This is a genomic window from Hymenobacter jejuensis, assembly GCF_006337165.1.
Taxonomy (GTDB): domain Bacteria; phylum Bacteroidota; class Bacteroidia; order Cytophagales; family Hymenobacteraceae; genus Hymenobacter; species Hymenobacter jejuensis.
Genome location: NZ_CP040896.1, coordinates 1,411,667 through 1,436,725, shown reverse-complemented (window position 1 = coordinate 1,436,725; position 25,059 = coordinate 1,411,667). Strand labels below are relative to the sequence as shown.

General features: G+C 54.7%; 14 protein-coding genes and 3 rRNA genes. 12 read left to right on the top strand and 5 right to left on the bottom strand.

The window, feature by feature from the left end; genetic code table 11:
* The first annotated feature begins 102 nt into the window (after window positions 1–102).
* The 7 genes from FHG12_RS05735 (at window position 103) to rrf (ending at window position 10,266) form a co-directional block, all read left to right on the top strand.
* Window positions 103–612 carry a DUF2480 family protein gene (locus FHG12_RS05735; RefSeq protein ID WP_139514818.1) on the top strand — a complete coding sequence of 170 codons (510 nt, stop codon included), beginning with the start codon at window positions 103–105 and terminating at the stop codon, window positions 610–612.
* Between the two features lie 119 nt (window positions 613–731).
* Window positions 732–2,048, top strand: a complete 1,317-nt coding sequence (locus FHG12_RS05730; protein ID WP_139514817.1) for an APC family permease — start codon at window positions 732–734, stop codon at window positions 2,046–2,048.
* Between the two features lie 94 nt (window positions 2,049–2,142).
* A complete protein-coding gene (locus tag FHG12_RS05725) occupies window positions 2,143–3,357 on the top strand; it encodes a hypothetical protein (RefSeq protein ID WP_139514816.1) in 1,215 nt (404 codons plus the stop codon).
* Window positions 3,358–3,455: 98 nt separating this feature from the next.
* Entirely contained in the window at window positions 3,456–4,754 is a 1,299-nt protein-coding gene (locus tag FHG12_RS05720; protein ID WP_139514815.1) for a serine hydrolase, read from the top strand.
* 669 nt (window positions 4,755–5,423) lie between these two features.
* Window positions 5,424–6,938, top strand: a 16S ribosomal RNA gene (locus FHG12_RS05715).
* Window positions 6,939–7,163: 225 nt separating this feature from the next.
* Window positions 7,164–10,072 (top strand): 23S ribosomal RNA (locus FHG12_RS05710).
* Window positions 10,073–10,154: 82 nt separating this feature from the next.
* A 5S ribosomal RNA gene (rrf, locus tag FHG12_RS05705) occupies window positions 10,155–10,266 on the top strand.
* Together the 16S, 23S and 5S rRNA genes form the textbook arrangement of a ribosomal RNA operon.
* A 269-nt stretch (window positions 10,267–10,535) precedes the next feature.
* On the opposite strand, the gene FHG12_RS05700 is transcribed toward rrf, so the two are convergent.
* The 5 genes from FHG12_RS05700 to FHG12_RS05680 all read right to left on the bottom strand — a co-directional run bounded on the left by FHG12_RS05700 (window position 10,536) and on the right by FHG12_RS05680 (window position 18,534).
* Window positions 10,536–11,813, bottom strand: coding sequence for a M16 family metallopeptidase (locus FHG12_RS05700; protein WP_139514814.1), 1,278 nt, complete (start codon window positions 11,811–11,813; stop codon window positions 10,536–10,538).
* A 5-nt stretch (window positions 11,814–11,818) separates the two neighbouring features.
* Window positions 11,819–13,033 carry a type IX secretion system outer membrane channel protein PorV gene (porV, locus tag FHG12_RS05695; protein ID WP_139514813.1) on the bottom strand — a complete coding sequence of 405 codons (1,215 nt, stop codon included), beginning with the start codon at window positions 13,031–13,033 and terminating at the stop codon, window positions 11,819–11,821.
* A 57-nt stretch (window positions 13,034–13,090) separates the two neighbouring features.
* Window positions 13,091–17,056, bottom strand: a complete 3,966-nt coding sequence (gene porU / locus FHG12_RS05690; protein ID WP_139514812.1) for a type IX secretion system sortase PorU — start codon at window positions 17,054–17,056, stop codon at window positions 13,091–13,093.
* Window positions 17,057–17,186: 130 nt separating this feature from the next.
* On the bottom strand, window positions 17,187–17,876 hold the full coding sequence (locus tag FHG12_RS05685) for a CDP-alcohol phosphatidyltransferase family protein (RefSeq protein WP_139514811.1): 690 nt from the start codon (window positions 17,874–17,876) through the stop codon (window positions 17,187–17,189).
* 22 nt (window positions 17,877–17,898) lie between these two features.
* Window positions 17,899–18,534, bottom strand: coding sequence for an MBL fold metallo-hydrolase (locus FHG12_RS05680; protein WP_139514810.1), 636 nt, complete (start codon window positions 18,532–18,534; stop codon window positions 17,899–17,901).
* Between the two features lie 124 nt (window positions 18,535–18,658).
* On the opposite strand from FHG12_RS05680, the gene FHG12_RS05675 reads away from it, so the two are divergent.
* From FHG12_RS05675 to FHG12_RS05655, 5 genes are all read left to right on the top strand, one after another.
* On the top strand, window positions 18,659–19,756 hold the full coding sequence (locus tag FHG12_RS05675) for an NAD(P)/FAD-dependent oxidoreductase (protein WP_139514809.1): 1,098 nt from the start codon (window positions 18,659–18,661) through the stop codon (window positions 19,754–19,756).
* A 21-nt stretch (window positions 19,757–19,777) separates the two neighbouring features.
* The gene (locus FHG12_RS05670) at window positions 19,778–23,068 is read left to right on the top strand and encodes a hypothetical protein (protein ID WP_230471307.1); all 3,291 of its coding nucleotides are present in this window, start codon (window positions 19,778–19,780) and stop codon (window positions 23,066–23,068) included.
* Window positions 23,069–23,329: 261 nt separating this feature from the next.
* Window positions 23,330–23,971, top strand: coding sequence for a heme exporter protein CcmB (locus tag FHG12_RS05665; protein ID WP_139517700.1), 642 nt, complete (start codon window positions 23,330–23,332; stop codon window positions 23,969–23,971).
* 182 nt (window positions 23,972–24,153) lie between these two features.
* On the top strand, window positions 24,154–24,828 hold the full coding sequence (ccsA, locus tag FHG12_RS05660; RefSeq protein WP_230471306.1) for a cytochrome c biogenesis protein CcsA: 675 nt from the start codon (window positions 24,154–24,156) through the stop codon (window positions 24,826–24,828).
* The gene (locus tag FHG12_RS05655; RefSeq protein ID WP_139514807.1) at window positions 24,809–25,045 is read left to right on the top strand and encodes a CcmD family protein; all 237 of its coding nucleotides are present in this window, start codon (window positions 24,809–24,811) and stop codon (window positions 25,043–25,045) included. Before ccsA ends, FHG12_RS05655 begins: the two co-directional genes overlap by 20 nt.
* Window positions 25,046–25,059: the final 14 nt, after the last annotated feature.

Genomic DNA, 25,059 nt, shown 5'->3' with positions numbered 1-25,059 from the left:
ATCAGCGGCAAGCTTCGCAAATAGCGAATCAGAATGCGGGTTTTCTTGTTTCAAAGGTGAACCGACTTATGTGCTGAGCTTTCACACTTTAGGCTCTGAAAAATGGAAGAAATAATCAACCGCGTGGCGCAAAGCGCGCTCACCACCTTCAACTTGGAGGAACTAATTCATCCGGGCGAGCGGGTCGTTTACGATATCAAAGACAATCTTTTTCACGGCCTGATCCTGCGCGAAAAGGATTTTCGGGAGTTTATCAAAACGCATGACTGGAGCCAATACGACGGTAAGAACGTCGCCATTACGTGCTCTGCCGATGCTATTGTGCCTACTTGGGCTTATATGTTGCTGGCCACCAAGCTGCAAGGCCATGCGTACCGGTACGTTTTTGGCTCGCTGGAAGCCTTGGAGCAGGAGCTTTTCTGCGAAGCCATCGCGGCCGTCAACCCCGAAGAATACCGCGACGCCAAAGTAGTAGTAAAAGGTTGTGGCAACGTGCCCGTACCTACTTATGCATACGTCGCCATCATGCAAAAGCTGTTGCCAGTGGCCGCAAGCCTTATGTATGGTGAGCCATGCAGCACCGTGCCCCTTTACAAGCGGCCTAAAGTTTAGCGCACGCTCTTAGTTTATTTGGGCTCCCCTCGACTTCGCACTTGAGGGGAGCTTTGCTTTTTTTAAGTGGCTCCGCTACACCAGCCGGGCTACGCACCTTTGTACTTTACGCCCCTTGCATGTCCCATTCTTCGGCGCCCATCTATAAAATAGGTTTTTACACGGGTGCGGCCATTGTGGTGGCCAACATGGTAGGGACGGGCGTATTTACGAGCTTGGGTTTTCAGGTGCTGGGCATCCAGAGTGGTTTCGCGCTGCTGATGTTATGGGCGGTAGGCGGCCTGATTGCTTTGTGTGGGGCGCTCAGCTACGGTGAGTTAGCGGCGGCCATGCCGCGTTCGGGCGGCGAATACCATTATCTGTCTCAGATTTATCATCCGGCCGTAGGCTTCCTGTCTGGATGGGTCTCGGCTACGGTTGGGTTTGCGGCCCCAACGGCGCTGGCCTCCATTGCTTTGGGGCACTATGCCGCTAGCGTGTGGCCTGCTCTTGATCCGCAGATCTTATCTATTGTAGTGGTGTTGGGGCTCACGGCGATTCATGCGATGAGTAGCAAAGCCGGCAGTCAGTTCCAGGTTGTCATCACGGCTATCAAGGTAGTAGTATTGGTCTTTTTTATCGGTGCCGGCTTAGTGATGGCACAACCACAGCCGCTTGCCTTTTTGCCAGTTGCCACCGACTGGCGACAGCTTTTGAGTCCGGCGTTTGCCGTGTCGCTGGTGTATGTATCCTATGCTTATTCGGGCTGGAATGCGGCCGTATACTTGACGGGTGAAGTAGACCAGCCCCAACGAAATTTGCCCCGCATTCTGCTTAGCGGCACGGCGGTCGTGCTCTGCTTATACATAGGCTTGAATTTCGCCTTTCTGTATTCTACGCCCATCAGCAAACTAGCCGGACAATTGGAAGTTGGGTATGTAGTTGCTAATCAAGTATTTGGACATTCTATCGGACGGCTGATGGGCGCTGTTATTGCCGTGTTGCTGGTTTCTACGGTCAGCTCCATGATTTTTGCCGGTCCGCGCATCGTACAAGTGATGGGGGAGGACCTAACAGCCTTGCGCTTTTTGGCGCCGCGGAGCAGCCGTGGCATCCCATTGCGGGCGATGCTCCTGCAAACGGCTCTGACACTGATCTTTATCCTGACTTCTACTTTCGAACAAGTATTGCTCTACGCGGGCTTTGTGCTCAGTTTATTTACCTTCCTGACCGTGTTGGGACTGTTTGTATTGCGGATTCGCCATCCTAATTTGCCAAGGCCTTATCGTACGTGGGGGTACCCCGTCACGCCGTTGCTTTTTCTGGCTCTCAGCGGCTGGACCCTTATTTTTATACTGCGCGACAAGCCCACCGAATCATTATATGGTCTTGCAACGGTGATGGTAGGACTTGTAATTTATTTTCTAGGCCGAAACCGTCGCCCCGTTGCTGCTTAGTTGGCCCAAGGTCAGGGCTGCTTGCGAGTGTACTACTGCCAAAGCCGGTATCTTGCCGCGTGTTTCCTGCTTTTCGCTAAAACTGATTGCCTAAATGCGTTTTTCTGCCTTCCAGCTAGTCATACCAGCCTTTTTCGCCCTCCTGACTTCTTGTTCCGAACGCCAAAATACTGAGCTAAAGCATTCTCCTGCAGTATCTTCTGCTCCGGAAGCTCCTCAGCCCGAAGCCACTGTCCAGCCCGATAAGCTAGTTGCCGACACGTCTTCTGTGCAAGATGTAGCCGCTTACATAGCAGGCATCCGGCCGAGCCAGCACAGTCCATTGCGAACCCTCACGGCTCAACCTGCTTGGCAAGCGTTTGCCGCCGACGCCGACAAAAGCTGGACCAGTTACCACCAAACGCGCACCGACAAGGTGCAGCAGTGGGCCGCCACAGAGCTTGACTCGGTTCTGCAAAGCAGCCCAACCATTTTTTATCCCTTCAGCGGTCCTGATCTGTTGAATGCGGTTACCATGTTCCCGACGAGCCAAACATATGTGTTGGTTGGGTTAGAACCTGTAGGCTCAGTGCCGCGCCAAAGCACGTTGGAAAACCCGAAGCTGTTTAATGCTATCAAAGCGTCGCTCTGGTCAGTGCTCAACTTCAGTTTTTTCCGCACCAACGATATGGCCGTGGATCTGAAGTCGCTGGAGCTCGACGGTGCTCTGCCGCTCATGATGCTCTTCGCCGCTCGCACCGATCACCAAGTCGCCGCTGTGCGCTACGTCCAACTGGATGCGGAAGGCCAATTGACGGACGCCGATACGGCCACCATTCGCAAGCCAGGGCCAAAGATTATTCCTGGGGTCGAAATGAAAATGCGCGATAAGAATGGAAAGGAACAGCAAGTGTACTACTTCTCCGCCGACCTCAACGATTGGAAGCTTGGGTTTACCAAGGAAGCAGCCCTAAAATATGTGCGCAGCCTTGGCCCTATGACAACGTACGTCAAATCAGCCACTTATCTTATGCATAAGCCGTACTTCTCCAAAGTTCGGAACCTGATTCTGGAGCAGAGCCGCTATGTGCTGCAAGATGACTCGGGTATTGCGATGAAGTATTTTCAGCCTGCCGACTGGAAATTCACTTATTACGGTGTGTACAAGCGCCCTATAAATCTGTTTGTCAAGCATTATCAGCCCGAACTTACGGCTGCATACAGCGATTCGCTGCACAAGCCGCGCCCGCTGCCGTTCGGGACCGGCTACAATTGGCGCCAAAAAGATTCAAATCTGCTGCTGGCTCGTCGTCGGGAGCCGGCGAGCTAGCAGCCGGCATATACCAGTGGGTAAAATGGGGCCGATCGTACGCGATTTGGCCTCATTTGCGTTAGCAGGGGAGGTGAGAACAAGCTTAAATCTTGGAGATGATAAAGGTATACGTATCACGAAAATCAGCCTTCCGCTGCACGGTCTTCGCAGTTCTCCTGATGGGAATAGAGCCTTTGTTATTTGGTCGTAAAACACAAGTAATTGATAATCAATTGCTTGTGAAAAGACAAGATTCTGCTCTTCTGGATAGCCTGTTGCATAGCGACGCGCGGCTATTGCCGATCGTGGAGAACGCAGCCAAATATGAACTACAAGTTATTTACACCCAGATTGATCGGGATGAGCAGGACCGGCCTCATTTCACTCAGCACAGTTATCGACTCGACGCCCGGCAGTACTTTAATCCAGCTAGCCTTGTTAAACTGCCCGTAGCCGCTTTGGCGCTGGAAAAGCTGCATCAACTCAACAAGCCCGGCCTGACACGGACTAGCCCAATGGCCTTTGGCGCCGCTTTTCGCTGCCAAACAGCTGTTCCTTACAAAGCTACCGCCGATTCCGATCAAATCAACTCCGTTAGCAATTACATCAAGCGCATGTTGCTGGTCAGCGACAATAGCGCTTACAACCGCATGTATGAATTCCTCGGCCAGCGTCCGCTCAACGAACGGTTATGGCAATTAGGTTACCCCACCGTTCGCATCGTAAGGCGTTTTGCGCCCTGCGATACAGCCGCCAATCGCCATACCAACCCTGTCGACTTCTACGATGCTCAAGGAAAAGCAATCTACCGACAACCCGCAGCCATGAATTCCCAGCCGTTAGGCTTTCCTCTTGGCCCTATTGAAAAGGGGCAAGGCTATTATAAGGCAGGGAAATTGATTCGGGAGCCCTACGATTTTACTACAGCCAATTACCTGCCTTTGCAGGATGTAACGGATGTTTTGAAAGCAATCATTTTTCCCGCCGCTGTTCCTGAGAACCAACGGTTCGACTTAACGGCCAGCGATTATGCTTTCTTGAGCCGCTATCTGCGCAGTACTCCACACGAGTCAGGGTTCAGTGCTTATAAGGATGACCGCTATTTTGACGCATATAAGAAGTACCTCTTTTATGGTCGTAGCTCCAAAAGCCATGCTCAATCATCGCTGCATATATACAACGTTGTAGGGATGTCGCATGGATATCTGGCGGACGTCGCCTATTTCTCCGATGCTACCCAAAGGACAGAGTTTATGCTGAGTGCTGTCGTATATGTAAACGAAGACAAAATACTAAACGACGGAGCTTACGAGTATACCTCGCTAGGGCTACCATTCCTTGGCTATCTAGGCCAAGTGATTCACAATTTTGAGGGCAAACGCCCCCGGGGCTACCGCCCTGCATCTAGCGAATGAGCTCAAACTGATCTCAAGCAACACTAAGCGTTAATTATTTTTCAAATAGTTAATGAACTAAAATGCGCATACAACAGGTTCTTGCTCAGCTAACTGCCAGAACGGTCAGGAAAGTAGCTTTGTCAAACAAGCGAGCCTTAAACGATAAATGTTAGATGTAGGGTTGCACAGTAAAAAGTAGTCGTGCATCTTTGCAGCCCCAACCGGGAAGCGGGCGGGGCTCTTTTGGGCAGATGCGGCCCGGGTTTGTGGGGCGCCAGCCGCCGGAAAAATATTTTTCGCGGGGGGCTTGCAAACGGCGGCCAGGCGGTGTTACCTTTGCAGCCCGCTTCGGAAGGAAGGGGGGTCGGGCCCACTGGGGCCGGCGAAACGAAGTAAATTTTTTTTCACTCCTTGCTTGGTTGGCAGCAAAAAGGTTGTACCTTTGTCCCCCCAAGCGAAAGGCGGCGGGAAAAACAGAGTACAGCAGACGCGGCGCAGGCCGCGGCCAGGTCGGCCCAACGGGGCGGGCACACGTTCTTTGAATGTTTGGAAAAGACAAAAGGATAGGGCCGGGCGGCTTTCGGGCCGCCCGGCATCCAGCGTAACAAAATCGATCACGCTCGGTAATACGGGTCGGATCAGCACTCGACATGGTCTTTGCTTCGGCAAAGGCAGCAAGTAATTTATACAATGGAGAGTTTGATCCTGGCTCAGGATGAACGCTAGCGGCAGGCCTAATACATGCAAGTCGAACGGGCGGTAGCAATACCGCTAGTGGCGCACGGGTGCGTAACGCGTAACCAACCTGCCCTTGACTGGGGGATAGCCCGCCGAAAGGCGGATTAATACCGCATAAACCAGCAGCCCGGCATCGGGCAACTGGTAAAGATTCATCGGTCAAGGATGGGGTTGCGTAGCATTAGCTAGTTGGCGGGGTAACGGCCCACCAAGGCGACGATGCTTAGGGGACCTGAGAGGGCGATCCCCCACACTGGCACTGAGATACGGGCCAGACTCCTACGGGAGGCAGCAGTAGGGAATATTGGGCAATGGCCGAGAGGCTGACCCAGCCATGCCGCGTGCCGGATGAAGGCCTTCTGGGTTGTAAACGGCTTTTCTCAGGGAAGAAAAAGACCTTGCGAGGTACACTGACGGTACCTGAGGAATAAGCACCGGCTAACTCCGTGCCAGCAGCCGCGGTAATACGGAGGGTGCAAGCGTTGTCCGGATTTATTGGGTTTAAAGGGTGCGTAGGTGGCCTTGTAAGTCCGTGGTGAAAGCCTGCTGCTCAACAGCAGAACTGCCATGGATACTGCAGGGCTTGAGTCCAGACGAGGTTGGCGGAATAGAAGGTGTAGCGGTGAAATGCATAGATACCTTCTAGAACCCCGATTGCGTAGGCAGCTGACTAGGCTGGTACTGACACTGAGGCACGAAAGCGTGGGGAGCGAACAGGATTAGATACCCTGGTAGTCCACGCCGTAAACGATGGATACTCGTTGCAGGCGATACACGGTCTGTGACTTAGCGAAAGCGTTAAGTATCCCACCTGGGGAGTACGCCCGCAAGGGTGAAACTCAAAGGAATTGACGGGGGCCCGCACAAGCGGTGGAGCATGTGGTTTAATTCGATGATACGCGAGGAACCTTACCTAGGCTAGAATGCGCGTGACCGCGTGGGAGACCACGCTTTCCTTCGGGACACAAAGCAAGGTGCTGCATGGCCGTCGTCAGCTCGTGCCGTGAGGTGTTGGGTTAAGTCCCGCAACGAGCGCAACCCCTACTGTTAGTTGCCAGCATGTTATGATGGGGACTCTAACAGGACTGCCTGCGCAAGCAGTGAGGAAGGCGGGGACGACGTCAGGTCATCATGGCCCTTACGCCTAGGGCTACACACGTGCTACAATGGACGGTACAGAGGGTCGCTACTGCGCGAGCAGACGCCAATCTCAAAAAACCGTTCTCAGTTCGGATCGAAGTCTGCAACTCGACTTCGTGAAGCTGGAATCGCTAGTAATCGCGTATCAGCAATGACGCGGTGAATACGTTCCCGGGCCTTGTACACACCGCCCGTCAAGCCATGGAAGTCTGGTAGACCTGAAGCTGGTGCTCGTCACAGAAGCCAGTTAGGGTAGAACAGGTAACTGGGGCTAAGTCGTAACAAGGTAGCCGTACCGGAAGGTGCGGCTGGATCACCTCCTTTCTGGAGCGGTCCGACTCGTGAGCGCGATCATAGTTGTTACCCGGTATAGATCCGGTTGTCTTTTCCTGCATTCAAGTTTTTGTGGGGAGGTTCCTGTACGGGCGCCTCCTCTGCGCTGCTCCCAACGGGGGGCACACGTTCTTTGACGTAGTGTAACGAGTAAGAAGAAAAGGCCGGGCCCAACAGCCCGGCCCCAAGCGCTCTGTGCGTTCAGCGCACAGAGGCCAAGAAGTAAGCAAGGGCACACGGGGGATGCCTAGGCTCTCAGAGGCGACGAAGGACGTGATAAGCTGCGATAAGCACTGGGGAGGAGCACATATCCGCTGATCCGGTGATTTCCGAATGGGGCACCCCCCCTGCTTGAAGAGCAGGGACTGTGCCTTGTATGAGGCACGGGGCAAACCCGGGGAACTGAAACATCTAAGTACCCGGAGGAACAGAAAATAACTAATGATTCCCCAAGTAGTGGCGAGCGAACGGGGACAAGCCCAAACCAAGCCGGTTACGGCCGGCCTGGGGTTGTAGGACCGCAACATCTGATTACCCAATCTTAGCCGAACGACGTGGGAAAGTCGATCACAGAGGGTGAGAATCCCGTAAGCGAACGGATTGGGTACGGTAGCGGATTCCTGAGTAGGGCGGGACCGGAGAAATCCCGTTTGAATCCGGCGGCACCATCCGCCAAGGCTACATACTCCTGAGAGACCGATAGTGAACCAGTACCGTGAGGGAAAGGTGAAAAGAACCGCGAATAGCGGAGTGAAAAGAACCTGAAACCGTGTGCTTACAAGCGGTCGGAGCCCTTTTGTGGGGTGACGGCGTGCCTTTTGCATAATGAGCCTACGAGTTACTCTTCTCCGGCAAGGTTAAGTGCTTGGAAGCACGGAGCCGCAGCGAAAGCGAGTCTGAACAGGGCGCGAAGTCGGGGGAGGTAGACGCGAAACTTTGTGATCTACCCATGGGCAGGGTGAAGGTTGGGTAAAACCAACTGGAGGCCCGAACCAGTTTCCGTTGAAAAGGATTTGGATGACCTGTGGGTAGGGGTGAAAGGCCAATCAAACTGAGAAATAGCTCGTACTCCCCGAAATGTATTTAGGTACAGCGTCGGCGTGGAGTCAGCGGGAGGTAGAGCTACCGATAGGACTAGGGGGTGTCACAGCCTACCGAATCCTGACGAACTCCGAATGCCCGTTGATATAGCCGGCAGTGAGGCTTGGGGTGCTAAGGTCCCAGGCCGAGAGGGAAAGAACCCAGACCATCCGCTAAGGTCCCTAAATTCGGACTAAGTTGAACAAAGGAGGTCCAGTTGCTTTGACAGCCAGGATGTTGGCTTGGAAGCAGCCATTCATTTAAAGAGTGCGTAACAGCTCACTGGTCGAGCGACAGGGCATCGATAATACGCGGGCATCAAGTCCGGTACCGAAGCGATGGATTTCTACTTTGGTAGAAGTGGTAGGGGAGCATTCTGGTCAGCGGTGAAGTCGTCCTGTCAGGGACGGTGGAGCGGCCAGAAAAGCAAATGTAGGCATGAGTAACGATAAGGCCGGTGAGAAACCGGCCCGCCGATAGACTAAGGTTTCCTGCTCAACGCTAATCGGAGCAGGGTTAGTCGGGACCTAAGGCTACGCCGAGAGGCTACGTCGATGGACAGCGGGTTGATATTCCCGCACTTATCCAGTGGAGTGATGCAGTGACGCAGAAGTGAAAGCACCGCGGGCGGACGGAAGTGCCCGTTGAAGCGCGTAGGTATAGGGACGGTAGGTAAATCCGCCGACTTTGCTGAAACGTGATAGTACCCGGCGGCCTCGGCCAACGGGATAGCGTGCCTAATCAGACTGCCAAGAAAACCTGCTAAGCGTTTACCGCTGGATAACCCGTACCGCAAACCGACACAGGTAGTCAAGGAGAGCATCCTGAGGCGCTCGAGTGAATCACGGCCAAGGAACTCGGCAAAATGGTCCTGTAACTTCGGGAGAAGGGACGCTTCCTCTGCGCAAGCAGAGAAGCCGCAGTGAAAAGGCCCAGGCGACTGTTTAACAAAAACACATGACTTTGCGAACGCGCAAGCGGAAGTATAAGGTCTGACACCTGCCCGGTGCCGGAAGGTTAAGAGGGGAACTTAGTCGCAAGGCGAAGGTTTGAATCGAAGCCCCGGTAAACGGCGGCCGTAACTATAACGGTCCTAAGGTAGCGAAATTCCTTGTCGGGTAAGTTCCGACCTGCACGAATGGTGTAACGATCTGGGCGCTGTCTCAGCCGTGAGCTCGGTGAAATTGTAGTCTCGGTGAAGATGCCGAGTACCCGCAACGGGACGGAAAGACCCCGTGCACCTTTACTATAGCTTGCCATTGACGCTGGGCAACACATGTGTAGGATAGGTGGGAGGCGTTGAGCCGGGGCCGCTAGGTCTCGGGGAGCCGACGTTGAAATACCACCCTTGTGTTGCTCGGTGCCTAATCTGGAACACGGAAACAGTGGCTGGTGGGTAGTTTGACTGGGGTGGTCGCCTCCAAAAAAGTATCGGAGGCTTTCAAAGGTCCGCTCAGTACGCTTGGTAACCGTACGCAGAGCGCAATAGCAGAAGCGGGCTTGACTGTGAGGCCTACAAGCCGAGCAGGGTCGAAAGACGGATATAGTGATCCGGTGGTTCCGCATGGAAGGGCCATCGCTCAAAGGATAAAAGGTACGCCGGGGATAACAGGCTGATCTCCCCAAGAGCTCATATCGACGGGGAGGTTTGGCACCTCGATGTCGGCTCGTCACGTCCTGGGGCTGGAGAAGGTCCCAAGGGTTCGGCTGTTCGCCGATTAAAGTGGCACGCGAGCTGGGTTCAGAACGTCGTGAGACAGTTCGGTCCCTATCTGTTGCGGGCGTTGGACATTTGAGAGGACCTGTCCTTAGTACGAGAGGACCGGGATGGACCAGCCGCTAGTGCACCGGTTGTGGCGCCAGCTGCAGCGCCGGGTAGCTACGCTGGGATGAGATAAGCGCTGAAAGCATCTAAGTGCGAAACTCACCTCAAGATGAGATGTCCCAATTGAAGGGTCGTGGGAGATGACCACGTTGATAGGCGGCAGGTCTACCGGCAGAAATGCCGCAGCCGAGCCGTACTAATGACCCGAACGCTTCGGGCACCCCGCTTGGGGCCCCTGTTCTTCTTACCCGTTGCCTGCGTCAACGTTTTTTGGGGTGCCCTGAACCCGCACCCCCGCCAGCAATGGTGGCTTTAGCCCGGGGGTTCACCTCTTCCCATTCCGAACAGAGCCGTTAAGCCCCGGAGCGCCCATGGTACTGCCTTCACCGGCGGGAGAGTCGGTCGCCGCCAACCTTGTTGTTTTGCCCGCGGCCCCCGCCCCCGCGTCCCTGCCCCGCTTCGGGGGCCAGGGATGCGGGGCGGGGGCCGCCCCGCGTTTACCCCCCTTCTCGCGCAAGCGGCCTAGATCGATAAATATCTAATACATACTTATTCTATGCAATACAACAGGTCTATTAGTGATAACGTAGTTTGATGCCTACTATATTCTCATAGCAAAGAAAAAAGCCGGCTTGATCTATATGATCAAGCCGGCTTTTTGTCGATAAATATGGGTTCTTAAACTAACGGGCAGGTCCTGCAATGACTTCTATCATAGTATCAGGAGTTAAATAATGCTGCGCTAATTGTTGTAAAGTGTGAGCGTTAACAGATCTAATTTGATCCAAAAAGTCAGTGTAATAGGTTGAGGGAAGATTTAGAAACACTATGCTTTTGTACTTGTCGCATTGCTCGAAAACTGTACTGAGTTCATTAGCAAACTTGCCGGCCATGTAATTCTTTACCGTTTGAAGCTCATCGGAAGGAATTAGATCTTCTTGAAGTCGACGTAATTCATGGTACACTTCCTGAATTGCAGAAGAGGTGCTAGCCGCGTTCACATCGGCTCCTATAACAAAGCTAGTGGCATGTTCACGCGGCCCTATACTGGCATATATACCATAAGTAAACCCTTTATCCTCGCGAATATTCTTCATAAGACGTGAGCCAAAGTACCCTCCTAATACCTTAACTAATACTTGCAGTTGGTGAGTGTCAGAATGGGTAGGGGATGGCCACAGCCTTCCCATTCGCAACGATGACTGTAAGCTATCGTCTACGGTAACATAATCTAGTAATGGTCCACTGGTGGCTTTAACTACGTTTTCTTCTATAGCTATTAAACTTTTTGGGCCGTCCCCAAGCATCTTCAGTATGAGATCTTGGTGTTGATTAGATACATCGCCACATAAGAAAATCTCACAACTACCTAATTTATAATTAGTTGCGTAAAATTTCTTTACCTCGCTTGCCTGCACTGTCTGAAATGCATTTTCATCAAAGATGAGGCCGTAGGGGAAAGTAGCACCGTAGAGGTTTTGGGAAAACCGCTCCGCAGCTAAATAGCTAGTTTTCTGTCGCTCGATACGCACGTTTTGAATGGTGCGCATTTTAAGTTGTTCGAGCTCGTTTTCTGGAAAAGTTGCTTCAGTTACAACGTCAACTACGAGAGGTAGCAGTTTCTCCAAATGGCGTGAAAGGCAATACAGGGTCAGGGTAGCCCGATCAAAACCTTGTTCGCATTCTAAAGAGGCCCCGTAGAAAGCGACTTCATCAGCAATTTGACGGGCTGTGCGGGTGCTGGTTCCTTCGAGTAGCATACGGGCTGTCAGGAGGGACACACCAGCAGCAGGCTCATACCATTTGCCTGCATTAAACACCAATTGCAAACGGATAACAGGCTGAGCATCGTTGCGAAGAACGTGCAAACGGGCTCCGTTAGGAAGTGAAAACACGTCAGCCGCGGGCAGCGTAACGCTGGCCAGCGGCTGAACGGGAGGAGCGACTTGTCGGTCGAGCATAAAAACTAGTTAGTTGACGGGGTGGTATCACTACCAGGACCAAATGCTTCTTCGAGCTTGTTGAAGTTAAAGTGCAAAGACACGCGAATGGTTTGTCCCAATGGGTTTTGAGTGTTGTCCTTGTTGTTAGGCAATAGGTAAGCACCGTCTACGCCAAATACCTGATAACGAACACCTAAGCCGAAACTGAGGTATTGGCGGGCACCTTTCATGGGATTTTCGTAGAAATAGCCGACACGAGCCATAATCAGATCGTTGTAAGAATACTCCGCGCCGACCGAAAGATTGATTTCTTTCATCTCCTCGCTGAAGCCACCTGGCGCATCTGAAAACGAGCCGAGTGCTGCTGCAACTACACCTTTCTGACGACGCTTTAGATTCTCGGTCTGGATTTTTTTGCCTAGACCGGTAGTGTCGCCATCTATATAATAAGGTGTCGGCACCAGTAGTTTACTGGCGTCGGCCGTCAAGGTGATCTTATTATATGGATCAAGCTCACGGGTGATGGCTGCCCCTACCTTTAAGGTTGTTGGCAGAAAGTCCGCTTGCGTTGGGTCTGTGTAGGTAATCTTATTGCCTATGTTGCTAACTGAAGCGCCAAGCCCTAAGTTGTAGTTGCCGGCCCCAATGGACAGATCGCGGTTGTAGTAGGCGCCCAAATCTACTGCTGCGGCATTGCCGGGCTTGCTGTCGATGCCGGCCAAGCCACCAGTGAGGTTGGATCGGATGTAGCGAGCTGATGCACCAATACCGAAATATTCGCTCAGCTTTTGACCGTACGATACGGTGAAGGCATATTCCTTTGGGTTAAAATCACCTAAAGGCTGATTCGACGAGTTGCGGAAGGAAATGTTACCCAAGTCGAAATACATCAGCGACGCCGAAACGGCCGAGCGTTGTCCAAGCTTAGCGTAGCCTGACAAAAAGGCCAAACCCATATCGTCGGTTACGGCGCGAAGCCACGGAGAATACGAAGGCGAAACGCTGTACTTATAGGGTACAAAGCCCAATTTGCCTGCGTTATAAAACGCCGAATTGGCATCCGGCGAAATAGCTACGCCGGCTTCGCCTAATGCCCCGGAACGCGAATCTGGACTGAGCGTGAGAATAGGAACGGCGGTGGTGATGGCATTGATGCGCTGCTGCGCATGAGTTGCCACAGAAATCCCCAGTAGGCCAGACAGAAGCGCAAAACGCAAGGGCAGCTTCGATAAAATCATAGTTGAGAAGAAGGTAGTTCGGGAAGGTAGGCGAAAATGCCGTTAGGTTGAATGGGCTTAGTTTAAGATGACCAGTTTTTCGTATTTCGAAGCCGTAGAGCCGTCGCGCGGAGAACGTACGCTTACTCGGTACACATACACGCCGCGGGCCAGTTGATCGCTAAATTCATCGCGGCCATCCCAAGAGAGGGCCGCCAGATGCGAGGTGCTGGACATAACCGTTGTGCTCAACGTGCGGACAAGTTTGCCAGATACGGTAAAAATCTGCACTTGGACGTCGAGCTCTTCGCCGTCGCGGTTGTGGTCAAAATGAAAGGTCGTATTTCGGGAAAACGGGTTGGGATAGTTGAGCACATGCTGCAACGCCAGTTTTTCGGTGCGGGCCGCAATAAACTCAATTTCCTTCTCGGCTGAATTGTTGAAGGTATCCCACGCTTTGAGGCGAAGCAAATGCGGACCCGTGGTGAGGTCTTTGAACAGATACCGCACGCGGCCCCGCTGAAACTTGTCGACGTCGGCCGTATAAAAATCATTGAGGACGATGAGCTTCGAGGCGTCGTTGTCGAGCGTAGCCGTGATCTCGTGCCCAATGCCCGAGCCGGCTGTGTTAATGCCGCTGGAATCGGCCAGAATTCCCAGCATAGTCGTACTAGTGCTCGTTAGGCCGCCAAAGACGAACGATTCATCGTCGTTCATAAACAGGCGAATGACCGGCGGGATTGTATCACGCAAGGTCGAAGTGCTGGCGCTGCCAACCGGCACCGCCGAAGCACCATGCGCATCCATGCGGCTGGTAGGATCGGAAGCGTAAAGGCTGATTTTGCCCAACCCCACACTATAGTTGAGGTCTTTGGGTACGACAAACTCTACCTGAAACCGTCCGTTGCGCACAGTGGCTTGGCCGTCGTAAATAATATTTTCCTGTACCTGAATCGGGATGCGGCCATTATTAGGCAACGTCGAAGGCTCGTTGCCCAGCGTGGTGACGGTAGAAGGCTTCTCATACACAGTGAGTTGCGTTACACCCGAAAACCCGGCATTGGTCGTTGCCCCGTTGCGAATCTCGCCGGTGAGCTTTATCCGCGACAAAGCCTTCAGCGTATCGTTTTGCGTGGCCGCGAGCGGTTTGCCGTTAAGTGTCAGAACAGCAGCCGTTTGCTCGGGGTAAGCTAGGCGCGTAGTCGGGTCGCCGAGCAGAGAAAAGTTACGGTTGCCTACCCCCACGATGCTGCCATTCTTCGCAATGGCTACCACATCGCCAAGGCGCGGCATTTTCCCGTTGATAGGCGTGAATGCCGCGTCGTAAAAGCGGCGGCTCAGCAACTCGTTATTATTCGAGACTACCAAACGTGTCGTCGTCAGCAAGGCTACCGCACCGCCCTGCGTCAGGGTTAGGGCTGATTCGCCGGCGGAAGTAAGCTCCGGACTATCGTAAACGCTAAAATCGCAAGTGGCTGTAAATAAGAAAGTTAGCTTTTGCTGGTTTTGCAGCCGTTCAATCGAGGCTTTGGAAAAAATCTGTTCATCAGCCCAAGCGATGGGACCACCATGACCGTTGTAAATCGTCATCAGCGAGCCTTGCTCAATGGCTTCGTCGATGGCGCGGTTGCAGTCGGGCGAGCGCTGCCCCGCCGACGACGAAACCTGCGGATACAGGTCGAGATAAACCTTATGAATGTTGTACGCAGGCTGGCTAATCGCCAAAGGCTCGGTGAATTGTTCCGTCGACGAGGAAACGTGCAGGTTGTTATCACCGTCGTCGGCGATGAAGGTGAGGCGGTTGCGCCACTTGCCGTACGCGTTGGGGCTGTCGTACCCAATCATCTTATCAACCACCAAGGTCGCCTGCGTAGTGGAGCGCGGTTGGCCGCTAGGCGTATTGACGGGCAAGCGGCCCACACCAATGTCCAGGGCTTCGGCTTTCACAAAATCGCCTTCGGCCCACTCGCCTTCGTCGTTGTCAAGTAAACCGTAATAGTCGTCAGATGAATACGTTATCTGCGATGAGAAAACGATTTTGAACGACTCACGCGACTCGTACACCGGCACGAAATTCTGGTTGATCTTGTCTGGTTCGGGGGAGCTAGGAAACGGAACGCGCTCAGTGCGCCACCAGTCCGGAAACTTGGTAGCGTCGTTGGTCGGGTCGGATTTATAATCAAACGACGCGTCGCCGAACAGCAGCAGGAAGTTGCGTTTGCCAGCCGGAGCGCGGTCGTAGACCATTTTCATCAGGTCGCGGATGGCCGTCACGTCTTGGCTGCCGGAGCTGAACTCGTTGTACACCTGCGTGGTCGTGACCACCTGCGCATTGAGTTTGTCGTGGGTGCGGCGGTGGGCGGCTAGGCGTTCGGCTTCGGCCTGAAACGGCGGATACGTCACAATTACCAAATCCAGCTTGCCGTCGGTGTTGATCGCGTGCAAATTTTGATTGGCGACCCGCCCAAAGCCCCGTGGGATTTTGGTAATGCTGCCGGGCGTAAAGGCTACGAACTCGCGCACCGAATCCGTAACGGCGTTGAAGCTGCCGCCCGTGAGCGCATACGCCACCGGCCGGCGCGGATTGGTCACTTCCCACACGGTGGCTCCCGTTGCGTTGTCGAGCACAAACTGACTGACGGTATTGGCGCGCACGTTTTCGAAAGAGCGAAACTCGACTTGGCTGCCGCTCAGGCGCAAGGGCCGCAGCGCATTCACCTCCAGATAGTCCAGCCAGCCTTCGGCATCAGAAGCGCCGTCGAAGGTCACTTTTACGCGCAGATCGGTGCCGGAAGAAGCCACCGGCGCCGAAAACGTCGTGATGCTTGTATTGGCCCGCTCAGGATATTGTCCGCCGCTCTTTTGTGCAACTATTTGACTGCCAATTAGTTGTGAGCCATTGAGAAACAGGCGGAAAGAAGTGCTGTTGACTGCCGAAGCCGCTACCGATGATGTAACCTGCACCGGGGTACCCGCCGCTACATCCGGCATTGCGAACGCAACCTCTTTGGACGCGCTGGGGTTTTGCTTGGGGCTCAGGTTTTCCCCCAGCCATTGCCGCCCCGATTTCAGCAGATTAACTAGGTCGTGCTCGTAAAACTGACGGTCGGTGAAGGTGGTGATGCGCCCCGTAGCCGCGCCACTGGACGCCGGCGCCGTACCGACCCGGTGCGTGGACGCCGTGCTGCCCACCGTCACGAAATAATAGGCCGTGTCGGTGTAGATATTTTGGATGTGGCGAAAGCGTGTGGCATTGGGTTCGCGCTCCCAAGTGTGCGGGCCGCGCGCGTAAAACAGCACGTATTCGTCGTCGTCGAAGGTCGCGTTGTTGTTGCCCGAAACGAAAATGTCGTTTTCTGCTAAGTCATCGGGGCGGCGGGCGCTGTTGGCTTGGGGCAGCATCCCGACGGCATTGCCATAAATGCGCAGCCGCCGCGGGTCAAGGGTATTGACGTCGAGCCCAAGGCTGCGCAACGCATTTTTATCGAGCTTATAAATTCCGCTTTCTGGCACCCCGATTTTATACCAAGTGCCTTGGCTGAGCACCGAATTATTGGTGTAGTTGCGCTGTACGTCGCGGCGGGCCGTGTTACTGGAGGTGGCCGTAGAATAGACGTAATCGAAGGAAACCAGCTTTTCCAGCTGCCCCGACTGTGCATTGCGGCGTACCGGCAGCAACGTGAGGTAGCTCACTGGCAGTTTCATTTCCGTAACCGTAGTAAGGCGAAGCCCCAGATCGGCGGGTAAAGTGCTGGCTGCCAGTAGCTTGCCATCTTCAGATGTAAAGGCCTGATAGACAGTATTTTGCAATTGGCCTTGCAAAACGGCACCTTCCAGCCGCAACGAGTACAGGCCTACCAACTGTCCGGGCTGAAAGCCGGCGCCTGAAAACGACGGTACGCGGAGCGACTCCCCATTGCTGCCCACTATTTCGCTGTAGCCCTGCCACGTTATTTCGCCATGCGCCACCGATTGCGCCTGCGCCGACTGCAGGGCGCCCAGCACGGGCGCACAGAGCAACAGAAGCAGGTAAAAAAAACGCATAAAGGTATCAGTCAATACGTTGGGGCAGGGGCGGAAAGTGCGGGCTCAACACTGCTGACGAATGGGCGGTTCACCGGCCGTGTTACTTAACTAGTAAATCCGCTAAATATTGTGAATGCCGAATCGAAACTCATCCATAAGAAGGGCGCAGCATCGACAGCACTACGTAAAGCAGAATAATCACCGGAACCGCCGCCGCTTGCAGCACCACCAACAGCCCCAGCGCAAGCAATAAAAACACAAACCGAAGCGAATTGTCCTGCCAACTTAAGTTCTTGAATTTAAGCGCAAAAAGCGGCAACTCCGCCACCAGCAAGCCCGACAAGAGCAGCGTCAGGGCAAGCAGCCCCCAAGGGTTGAGCACAATGTGCGAGAGGCCGTAGGTGTCGTGGGCCAGAATAACCGGCAGCGAAGCCACAACCAGCGTGCAGGCTGGCGTCGGCAACCCGATAAATGAGTTCGTCTGGCGCGTGTCGTTGTTGAACTTGGCCAAGCGCAACGCCGAAAACACCGTGACGATAAAACCTGCGTAGGGCAGCCAAAACGGCAATTCTGCCGCGCTCAGGGTCAACAGATGAAACAAAAACGCGCCCGGCACTACCCCAAACGAAACCATATCGGCCAAGGAGTCGAGGTCTTTGCCGATGGGGGAGGAGGCGCGCAACGCGCGGGCCAGCAGCCCGTCGGCAAAATCGAAGGCGGCGGCCAGCGCCACGAGGTAGGCGGCCAATTCTAGGTTGCCAGCGAAGATGTTGCACACGGCCAAGCAGCCCGAAAACAAATTCAGGCAGGTTACCGCGTTAGGTACGTGATTTTTCATGGGGAGAAACGCGGGAACAGAACTAGCGCAGAAAAGGATTGGAGCGGCGTTCGGCGCCAATGGTCGTAGCCGGCCCGTGGCCGGGATACACTGTCACCTCGTCGGGAAGTGTGAGCAGCTGCGTCCGGATGCTTTCCAAAAGTGTTGCGTGGTTGCCACCGGGCAAGTCGGTACGGCCGATGCTGTTTTGGAATAGCACGTCTCCCCCTATAACTGTCTTGCTATCAATGTGATACAAAATTACGTGGCCAGGAGCATGGCCGGGCGTAAAGCGCACTTCCAACTCCGTTTCGCCAAAGCGGACCGGCTCGCCCGGCGTCAGGAAACCAGTGGGCTCGGCGGGCTGGTAGTTGGGGAAACCGTAGCTGGGCGCGTAAGCCGGTACCGCGCGCAGCGTGCTAAGGTCGGCTTCGTGAATCAGGAAGGGCACCTTATAGGTATCGAGGATAAATTTATTGCCGAATACGTGGTCGATGTGGCAGTGCGTGTTGAGCAGCAAAACCACTTGCAGGCCTTCGGTTTCGATAAACTGCTTGAGCGCCTGCTGCTCGTCTTTGTCGTAGCAACCAGGGTCGACGACGACGCACTGCCTGGTGGTATCGTGCAGCAGGTAAGTGTTTTCGGAAAAAGCGTTGAACGTAAAACCAGAAACGGTCATAAGAAGCGATAAAAGGGAACCGGCGCAGGCCGAACGGAATTGGGAGGTAAGTTACGAGTCTTGACGTGAACGCACAGGCGCGCGGCGTAGGGCTTGGTGCTGGTTTTCCTCTTACTTTGCCCCAATGACGAGCTACGACTACTTTATACTGGGCCACGGCATTGCCGGCGCTACGCTGGCGTATGAGTTGCGGCGGCGTGGCCGGTCGGTGCTCGTGTTCGATGCGCAACGTCCCGACTCGGCCTCCAATGTGGCGGCGGGCTTGATGAATCCTGTTACGGGCCAACGGTTTTCGCTGGTCTGGAAAGCCGCGGAACTGCTGCCGGCGGCGGCGGCTTTTTACCGGGAACTGGAGCAGCACTTTGGGCAGCAGTTTTTCTTTGAGAAACCCATCCTGAAACTGTTCTCAACGGTGGCCGAGCAGAATTCCGTCATGGCCCGGAGCGCCGACAATCCGTGGGAAGATTTTGTGGAAGAAATCACTGCCGAGCCGCCGTCGGCCGAAGGCGTGCGAATGGATTTTGGCGGCGTGCGCATCCGGCACGGCGGCCACGTAGCCGTGCGCGAATTGCTGGCAGCTTTGTCGGCCGAAGGCCAGCAGCAGGGCTGGCTGCGCGCCGAAACTTTTGATTGGGAGCAGCTTGTTGTAGACGCAACTGAAGTCACGTACGCCGGCGAAGTGCGCGCAAGCCATTTCATCTGTTGCGAAGGGGCTACAGCCGCTCGAAATCCCTATTTTAACTGGTTGCCCATCCGGCCCAATCCGGGCGAAGTGCTGGACGTGCAATGCAACGGTTTGACGGAGACAATGGTCTTGAACAAGGGCGCTTACGTAGTGCCTTTGGGCAACGGAAGCTTTCGCGTAGGCGCCACCTACCGCTGGCCTCCGTTCAAAGAAGGCATTACCGAAGAAGCCCGTGCCGAGCTGGTTCAGCGCTTGCGCCAGATCACCGATTTGCCCTTCGTGGTGACGGACCAACGGGCCGGGGTACGGCCCGCGGTGCAGGACCGAAAACCCCTGCTTGGCATGCATCCGGCAATGCCAAATGTGAGTATATTCAATGGCCTCGGCTCCAAGGGCATTATGGTGGCTCCGCTACTGGCAGCTCACTTCGCCAACGTGCTGGAAAACACCGAGAAAGAGCTGTGGCCTGAGGTCAATATTTTACGGTATTCTGCGTTGTACATAGCTGCCCGCTCGTCGGTCGGCATTTCTCTCTGAGGTTTCGCTTTCAGCGTTTTTATGAAGCACTTATCCTATTCTATGTTGCGCCGCATCGGACGTTTGGCCACGCCCGTTGCGCTGGTGCTTGGGTTGCTCCTGCCGGGGAGCAAGGCGCAAGCCCAAACGGCCCAGGAGCCGTTTGGCCGGGTGCGAATTCAGTACAAGGAGTTTAATTGGCAACTACTTAGTACACAGAACTTTAACATTTATTACTACGCTGGCGGCGAAACCATCGCCCGCCGGGCCGCCGACTACGCCGAAAAGGAGCTCCAGCGCATTACCTCGCTGATCGGCTACTACCCCTATTCGAAGACCACCATCATGCTCTTTAACTCGGTGGGCGACCAGCGGCAGAGCAACGTGGGCCTCGATACGGATAAGTACCAAACGGGCGGCGAAACGGCCCTGCTGCGCATGAGCAAGGTGCAAATCGCGTTTCAGGGCCAGCAGACGCAGTTTAAGCGCGACCTGAGCTACCAAGTGACGCGCGTGCTGCTCAACGACATGATGTACGGCGGCTCGCTGAAGGAAGTCATCCAGAGCAGCTACCTGCTACAACTCCCCGATTGGTTTATCGGGGGCGCTTCCAACTACGCCGCCGAAGGGTGGAGCGTGGAGATGGACGACTACATGCGCGACATGGTGAAGAAAAACGAAGGCACTCGCACGGCGCCGTTCTTCCTGCGCAATCCGCAGCTGGCGGGCCAAAGCATCTGGAACTACATCGCGGAGCGTTACGGCTACACCACCATCCAGAACATTCTGAACCTGACGCGCATCACGCGCGACGTGGAAGTAGGAATCAGCAGCTCGCTGAACGTGCCGTATAAAGTGTTTCTGAAAGACTGGCTGACCTACTACCGCCAGCTCAACGCGCAGCCGCAAACGGCTTTTGTATTGCCAGACGAGAAAACGGAGCTGACGGGCAGCAACCGCAAAAACGTTTTGTATTCGCAGTCGGTGCTAAGCCCCAACGGCCAGCGCCTGGCTTACGTGTCCAATGAGCAGGGTCGCTACCGCGTGCTCGTTGCCAACCGCGACGGGTCGGGCAAGCACGTGATTGCTCGTGGCGGCTACAAAACGCCCGATCAGGAAGTAGAAAAGCGGTTGCCCGTACTGGCGTGGCGCGGCAATGGCCAAGTAGCCATCGCCGAATCGGAGCGAGGCGAGATGGCGCTGCATCTACAATCAGCTGATGGTAACGTGGTTACGTTTTTGAGCAAAGTGCGCGAGATCTTTCCGTCGTTCAAGCGCAGCACGTCCATCTTCCAGCCCTTCTCCCAGATTCTGGACCTGAGCTATTCGTCGGATGGTAAGGCGTTGGTATTCAGTGGCGTACGTAACGGGCAGAATGACTTGTACTTGCTTCGGGCCGGCAGCCGCACGCCGGAAAAGCTGACCAACGATGTATTCGACGACGTGCAGCCCGTATTTCTGCCCAACGGCCAGGGTATTGTCTTCAGTTCCAACCGTTGGCTCGACTCGGCTGGCACGGCCAAAGGCAGCTTCGGCAGCGTTGTCAATAACTACGACCTGTTCTTGTATCACCTCGACGGTCGCACCCAACCCGTTGAATCTCTGGTAAGTACGATTTCAAACGAAGGCCGGCCCCGCGCGATTTCCGACGATGATTTTCTGTATTTGGGCGAAGAAAGCGGAGTGCGTAGCCTCTACCGCTACACCATCAGCACCAAGCAGCGCGCGCCGGTCAGCAGCTTTTTGAACAACATCGACGACTACGATTACAACGCTACCACCGGCGCACTCGGGTTTGTGGCTTCGGATCGGGCCCGCGATTTTGTGTACCTCTATCCCAACTTTGCGCTGGCGCAGAACATGCCTCTCTACAAAACGGCACGCCAGGAAACGCTAGAAGATCGGTCGCGGCCCAAGAAAGCCGCCGTGCCGGTCCCTCCCGTGGTGCAACCCACCGATTCGACCGGGCTGAGCCAAAATCCGGCTCCGGTAGTCGCGGATAGTACTGCTGCTGCCCAACCGCCCCGCAAAACCGAGGAGCAGGTCAATACCAACGACTACAAGTTCGACGAGGATATTCCGGCTTCGCAGGCACCTTCTCGGCGCAAACGCTCGGCTACGGTAGTGGCGTTGCCAACGGCTGCGCCCACCGACGCGACGGGTACGCTTGGGCCGTTCCGCTACGATACGCGCTTCAGCGTTGATAACGTGGTGTCGTCGCTGTACGTCGATCCGTTGCTGGGCTTCGGCTTGATTGGGCAGGCCAACATGTCCGATCTGTTTGAAGATCACCGCATTAAGGCTGGGATTTTCGCGCTGACCGATCTGAAAACCAGCAACATCTTCGCCGAATACACCAACCTGCGCCACCGCTACGACTGGAGCATTGGGTATCAGAAACAAGCGTATTTCTTTGATACTGAGTCTAATGGCCGCGTACGCTACGGCCGCCATGAGGTATCGCCTACCATTGCTTATCCGCTCACGCACAACGTCAGCGTTCGGGTAGGGCCGCGTTTCGTCAACGTGACGCGCACCATGCTCAATTATTTTTCCGACACGCTCGATGTAAGCCGCAATTACCTAGGCGTAAGCGGTGAGTTGGTGTTCGACAACGCTATTGCCACCGGCGTAAATATGCTGGAAGGCACGCGCATGAAGGTCGGGGTGCAGCAGCTCAATAGCTTGGATGACAAGAACTTGTCATTTGGGAAGCTATACGTCGACTTGCGGCATTACCAGAAGATTCACCGGCAGATTATTTGGGCCAACCGCGCCAGCTATGGCCAGTTCTTTGGGTCGGCAGCCCAGACGTTCCGCCTCGGCGGTATGGACAACTGGCTCAACAATCGCTACGAAGGCGCCCAGCGCGACCTCTACGATCCGTCGCGCATCGACCCGACACAGATCTTCTACCAACAGTTCGTGACGAACATGCGCGGCTTCAACTACAACAAGCGCACGGGGCCTAAGTATGTGCTGTTCAACTCGGAGCTGCGCGTGCCGATCATCCAGTATCTCTCGCGTAAGCCCATTACGTCGGGCTTCTTCCGCAACCTGCAACTCACGGCTTTCGGCGACGCAGGCTCGGCGTACTCGGGTTCTAACCCGTTCAACGAGAATAATTCCTTTAACACGCAGGTAACCGGTGGCAACGGCAACGCTTTTACGGCTACCGTGGTCAACTTCCGCAACCCGCTGCTACTTGGTTATGGTGCTGGCATCCGCACAACGTTGCTTGGCTTCTACGGCAAAGCCGACATTGCCTGGGGCCAGGAAGACTATGTGCAGAGAGGGCCGAAGTTTTATTTCTCCCTCGGTTATGACTTCTAGCAAGTGCTTGATTAATAAATAGTTATGAAAAGGCCCGGAATATTCCGGGCCTTTTTGTTTTAGGCCTCGGCATGCCCAGCGCAGCTACTCACGAGCCCCGGTCTGATACTGCCAGCGTCGAATAAGGCTAACTAGTAGCCGATACCGGGTCAGGTAACCAAGCCAACTCAACTAGCGGCTAACAACCAAACGCGTTGTATCTTTGCAGCCCCTTTCACTATCCGCTGCGCCGTGCTGCTCCTCCGTGAGATTTGGTATTTGATTCAGAAGGACTTCCGCTTGGAGTTGCGGCAGCGGGCGGCGCTTAGCGGCATGTTGCTTTATGTAGGCAGCACCGTATTTGTGTGCTACCTGAGCTTTGCGCTTCGGGGTGGCCAGCTCCCGGCCCCAGCCTGGAATGCGCTGTTCTGGATTATCCTGCTCTTCACGGCCGTCAATGCGGTAGCCAAAGGATTTTTGCAGGAGAGCCGCGGACGGCAGCTCTACTACTATGCGCTGGTGCGCCCGCAGGCCGTGATTTTGGCTAAGATCAGTTATAACACCTTGCTGCTGTTGGGATTAGCTCTGATCGGCTTTGGCGCTTACGCCTTGGTATTAGGCAATCCGGTGCAAGACCTGACCCTGTTTTTGGGCAACGTGATGCTTGGCGCGCTGGGTTTTGCCTCCACGCTTACGCTGGTTTCAGGCATTGCGTCAAAAGCCACGAACAGTAGCACTTTAATGGCCGTGCTCGGGTTTCCCATCATGATTCCGATGCTGTTGCTGCTCATCAAAGTATCCAAAAATGCACTGGACGGCCTGGAATTTCAATCCAGCAAAAGCTCCTTGCTGACGCTGGTTGCCCTGAACATGATCGTGGGAGCCGTTTCCTATCTACTATTTCCTTTTTTGTGGCGCAGTTGATATCTTAACTGAAAGAGAAAACAGCGCTTAGATTGTTTACTATGAGGGATTTGCGCCAAAAAGGCACCACCGGCCACAGCCCCTAAAATCAGTGGGTAAAACATGACAATCCTCATTTTTTATCCACCTGCTTGCCCCGACCTTTCCTTCTTCTAACACCTCTGCTTCGCACGCTCTCAAACATGAAAAAAAACTGGTGGAAAGCCCTGACGGTGATTCTGCTGCTGTACACAGCCGTTGCCGGCTTGTTGGCACACGTACCCCGGCTGGCGATTCTCAACGAGACCATCCGTAACCTCTACTTCCACGTGCCCATGTGGTTTGCGATGACCATCATCCTGACCACGTCCATGATTTACTCCATCCGTTACCTGCGCACGCCCACCAACCGGCTGGATGTGCTGGCCCACGAATCGGCCAAAACCGGTATGGTGCTGGGGATCTTGGGGTTACTTACGGGCAGCACGTGGGCGCGCTTCACGTGGGGTGCGTGGTGGGTGGCTTCCGATCCGCGCCTGAACGGTGCCGCCATTGCCATGCTGATTTATGGAGCTTACCTCGTGCTGCGGTCGTCCTTTACGGATGAGCAGCAGCGCGCCCGCGTGAGCGCCATCTACAACATATTCGCCTACGCGGCGGCCATTCCGCTGTTGTTTATCCTGCCCCGCATGCAGGATTCGTTGCATCCCGGTGCCGGCGGCAACCCTGGTTTCAGCAAGTACGACCTCGACAATAACATGCGCTTGGTATTCTATCCGGCCGTGATCGGCTGGACGTTGCTGGGCGTTTGGATCACGCAGGTATCTACCCGCCTGACGTTTTTGAAACAAAAGATTTATGAAAAACAGCTTGCGTAGCGCCCTGCTGCTCCTAGCCGCGCTGGTACTTCCGGTGTGGCAGGCCTTGGCCCAGACGGCCACCGCCGATGCTCCCGAAATGGCCGATGCCATGCGTCAAAGTGGCAAAATCTATGTCGTGGTGGCCGTAATCGTGACGGTGTTGGTGGGCCTGCTGGCTTACCTGATCTCCCTAGACCGTAAGATCAGCCGCCTCGAACGCGAGGTGCGCGACTAAATAATATTTTCCGT

What these genes read in the sequence shown, in the direction of transcription:
- FHG12_RS05735 (WP_139514818.1), top strand. Translation starts at nt 103, where the DNA reads ATGGAAGAAATAATCAACCGCGTGGCGCAAAGCGCGCTCACCACCTTC.
- FHG12_RS05730 (WP_139514817.1), top strand. Translation starts at nt 732, where the DNA reads ATGTCCCATTCTTCGGCGCCCATCTATAAAATAGGTTTTTACACGGGT.
- FHG12_RS05725 (WP_139514816.1), top strand. Translation starts at nt 2,143, where the DNA reads ATGCGTTTTTCTGCCTTCCAGCTAGTCATACCAGCCTTTTTCGCCCTC.
- FHG12_RS05720 (WP_139514815.1), top strand. Translation starts at nt 3,456, where the DNA reads ATGATAAAGGTATACGTATCACGAAAATCAGCCTTCCGCTGCACGGTC.
- FHG12_RS05700 (WP_139514814.1), bottom strand. Translation starts at nt 11,813, where the DNA reads ATGCTCGACCGACAAGTCGCTCCTCCCGTTCAGCCGCTGGCCAGCGTT.
- porV (WP_139514813.1), bottom strand. Translation starts at nt 13,033, where the DNA reads ATGATTTTATCGAAGCTGCCCTTGCGTTTTGCGCTTCTGTCTGGCCTA.
- porU (WP_139514812.1), bottom strand. Translation starts at nt 17,056, where the DNA reads ATGCGTTTTTTTTACCTGCTTCTGTTGCTCTGTGCGCCCGTGCTGGGC.
- FHG12_RS05685 (WP_139514811.1), bottom strand. Translation starts at nt 17,876, where the DNA reads ATGAAAAATCACGTACCTAACGCGGTAACCTGCCTGAATTTGTTTTCG.
- FHG12_RS05680 (WP_139514810.1), bottom strand. Translation starts at nt 18,534, where the DNA reads ATGACCGTTTCTGGTTTTACGTTCAACGCTTTTTCCGAAAACACTTAC.
- FHG12_RS05675 (WP_139514809.1), top strand. Translation starts at nt 18,659, where the DNA reads ATGACGAGCTACGACTACTTTATACTGGGCCACGGCATTGCCGGCGCT.
- FHG12_RS05670 (WP_230471307.1), top strand. Translation starts at nt 19,778, where the DNA reads ATGAAGCACTTATCCTATTCTATGTTGCGCCGCATCGGACGTTTGGCC.
- ccsA (WP_230471306.1), top strand. Translation starts at nt 24,154, where the DNA reads ATGAAAAAAAACTGGTGGAAAGCCCTGACGGTGATTCTGCTGCTGTAC.
- FHG12_RS05655 (WP_139514807.1), top strand. Translation starts at nt 24,809, where the DNA reads ATGAAAAACAGCTTGCGTAGCGCCCTGCTGCTCCTAGCCGCGCTGGTA.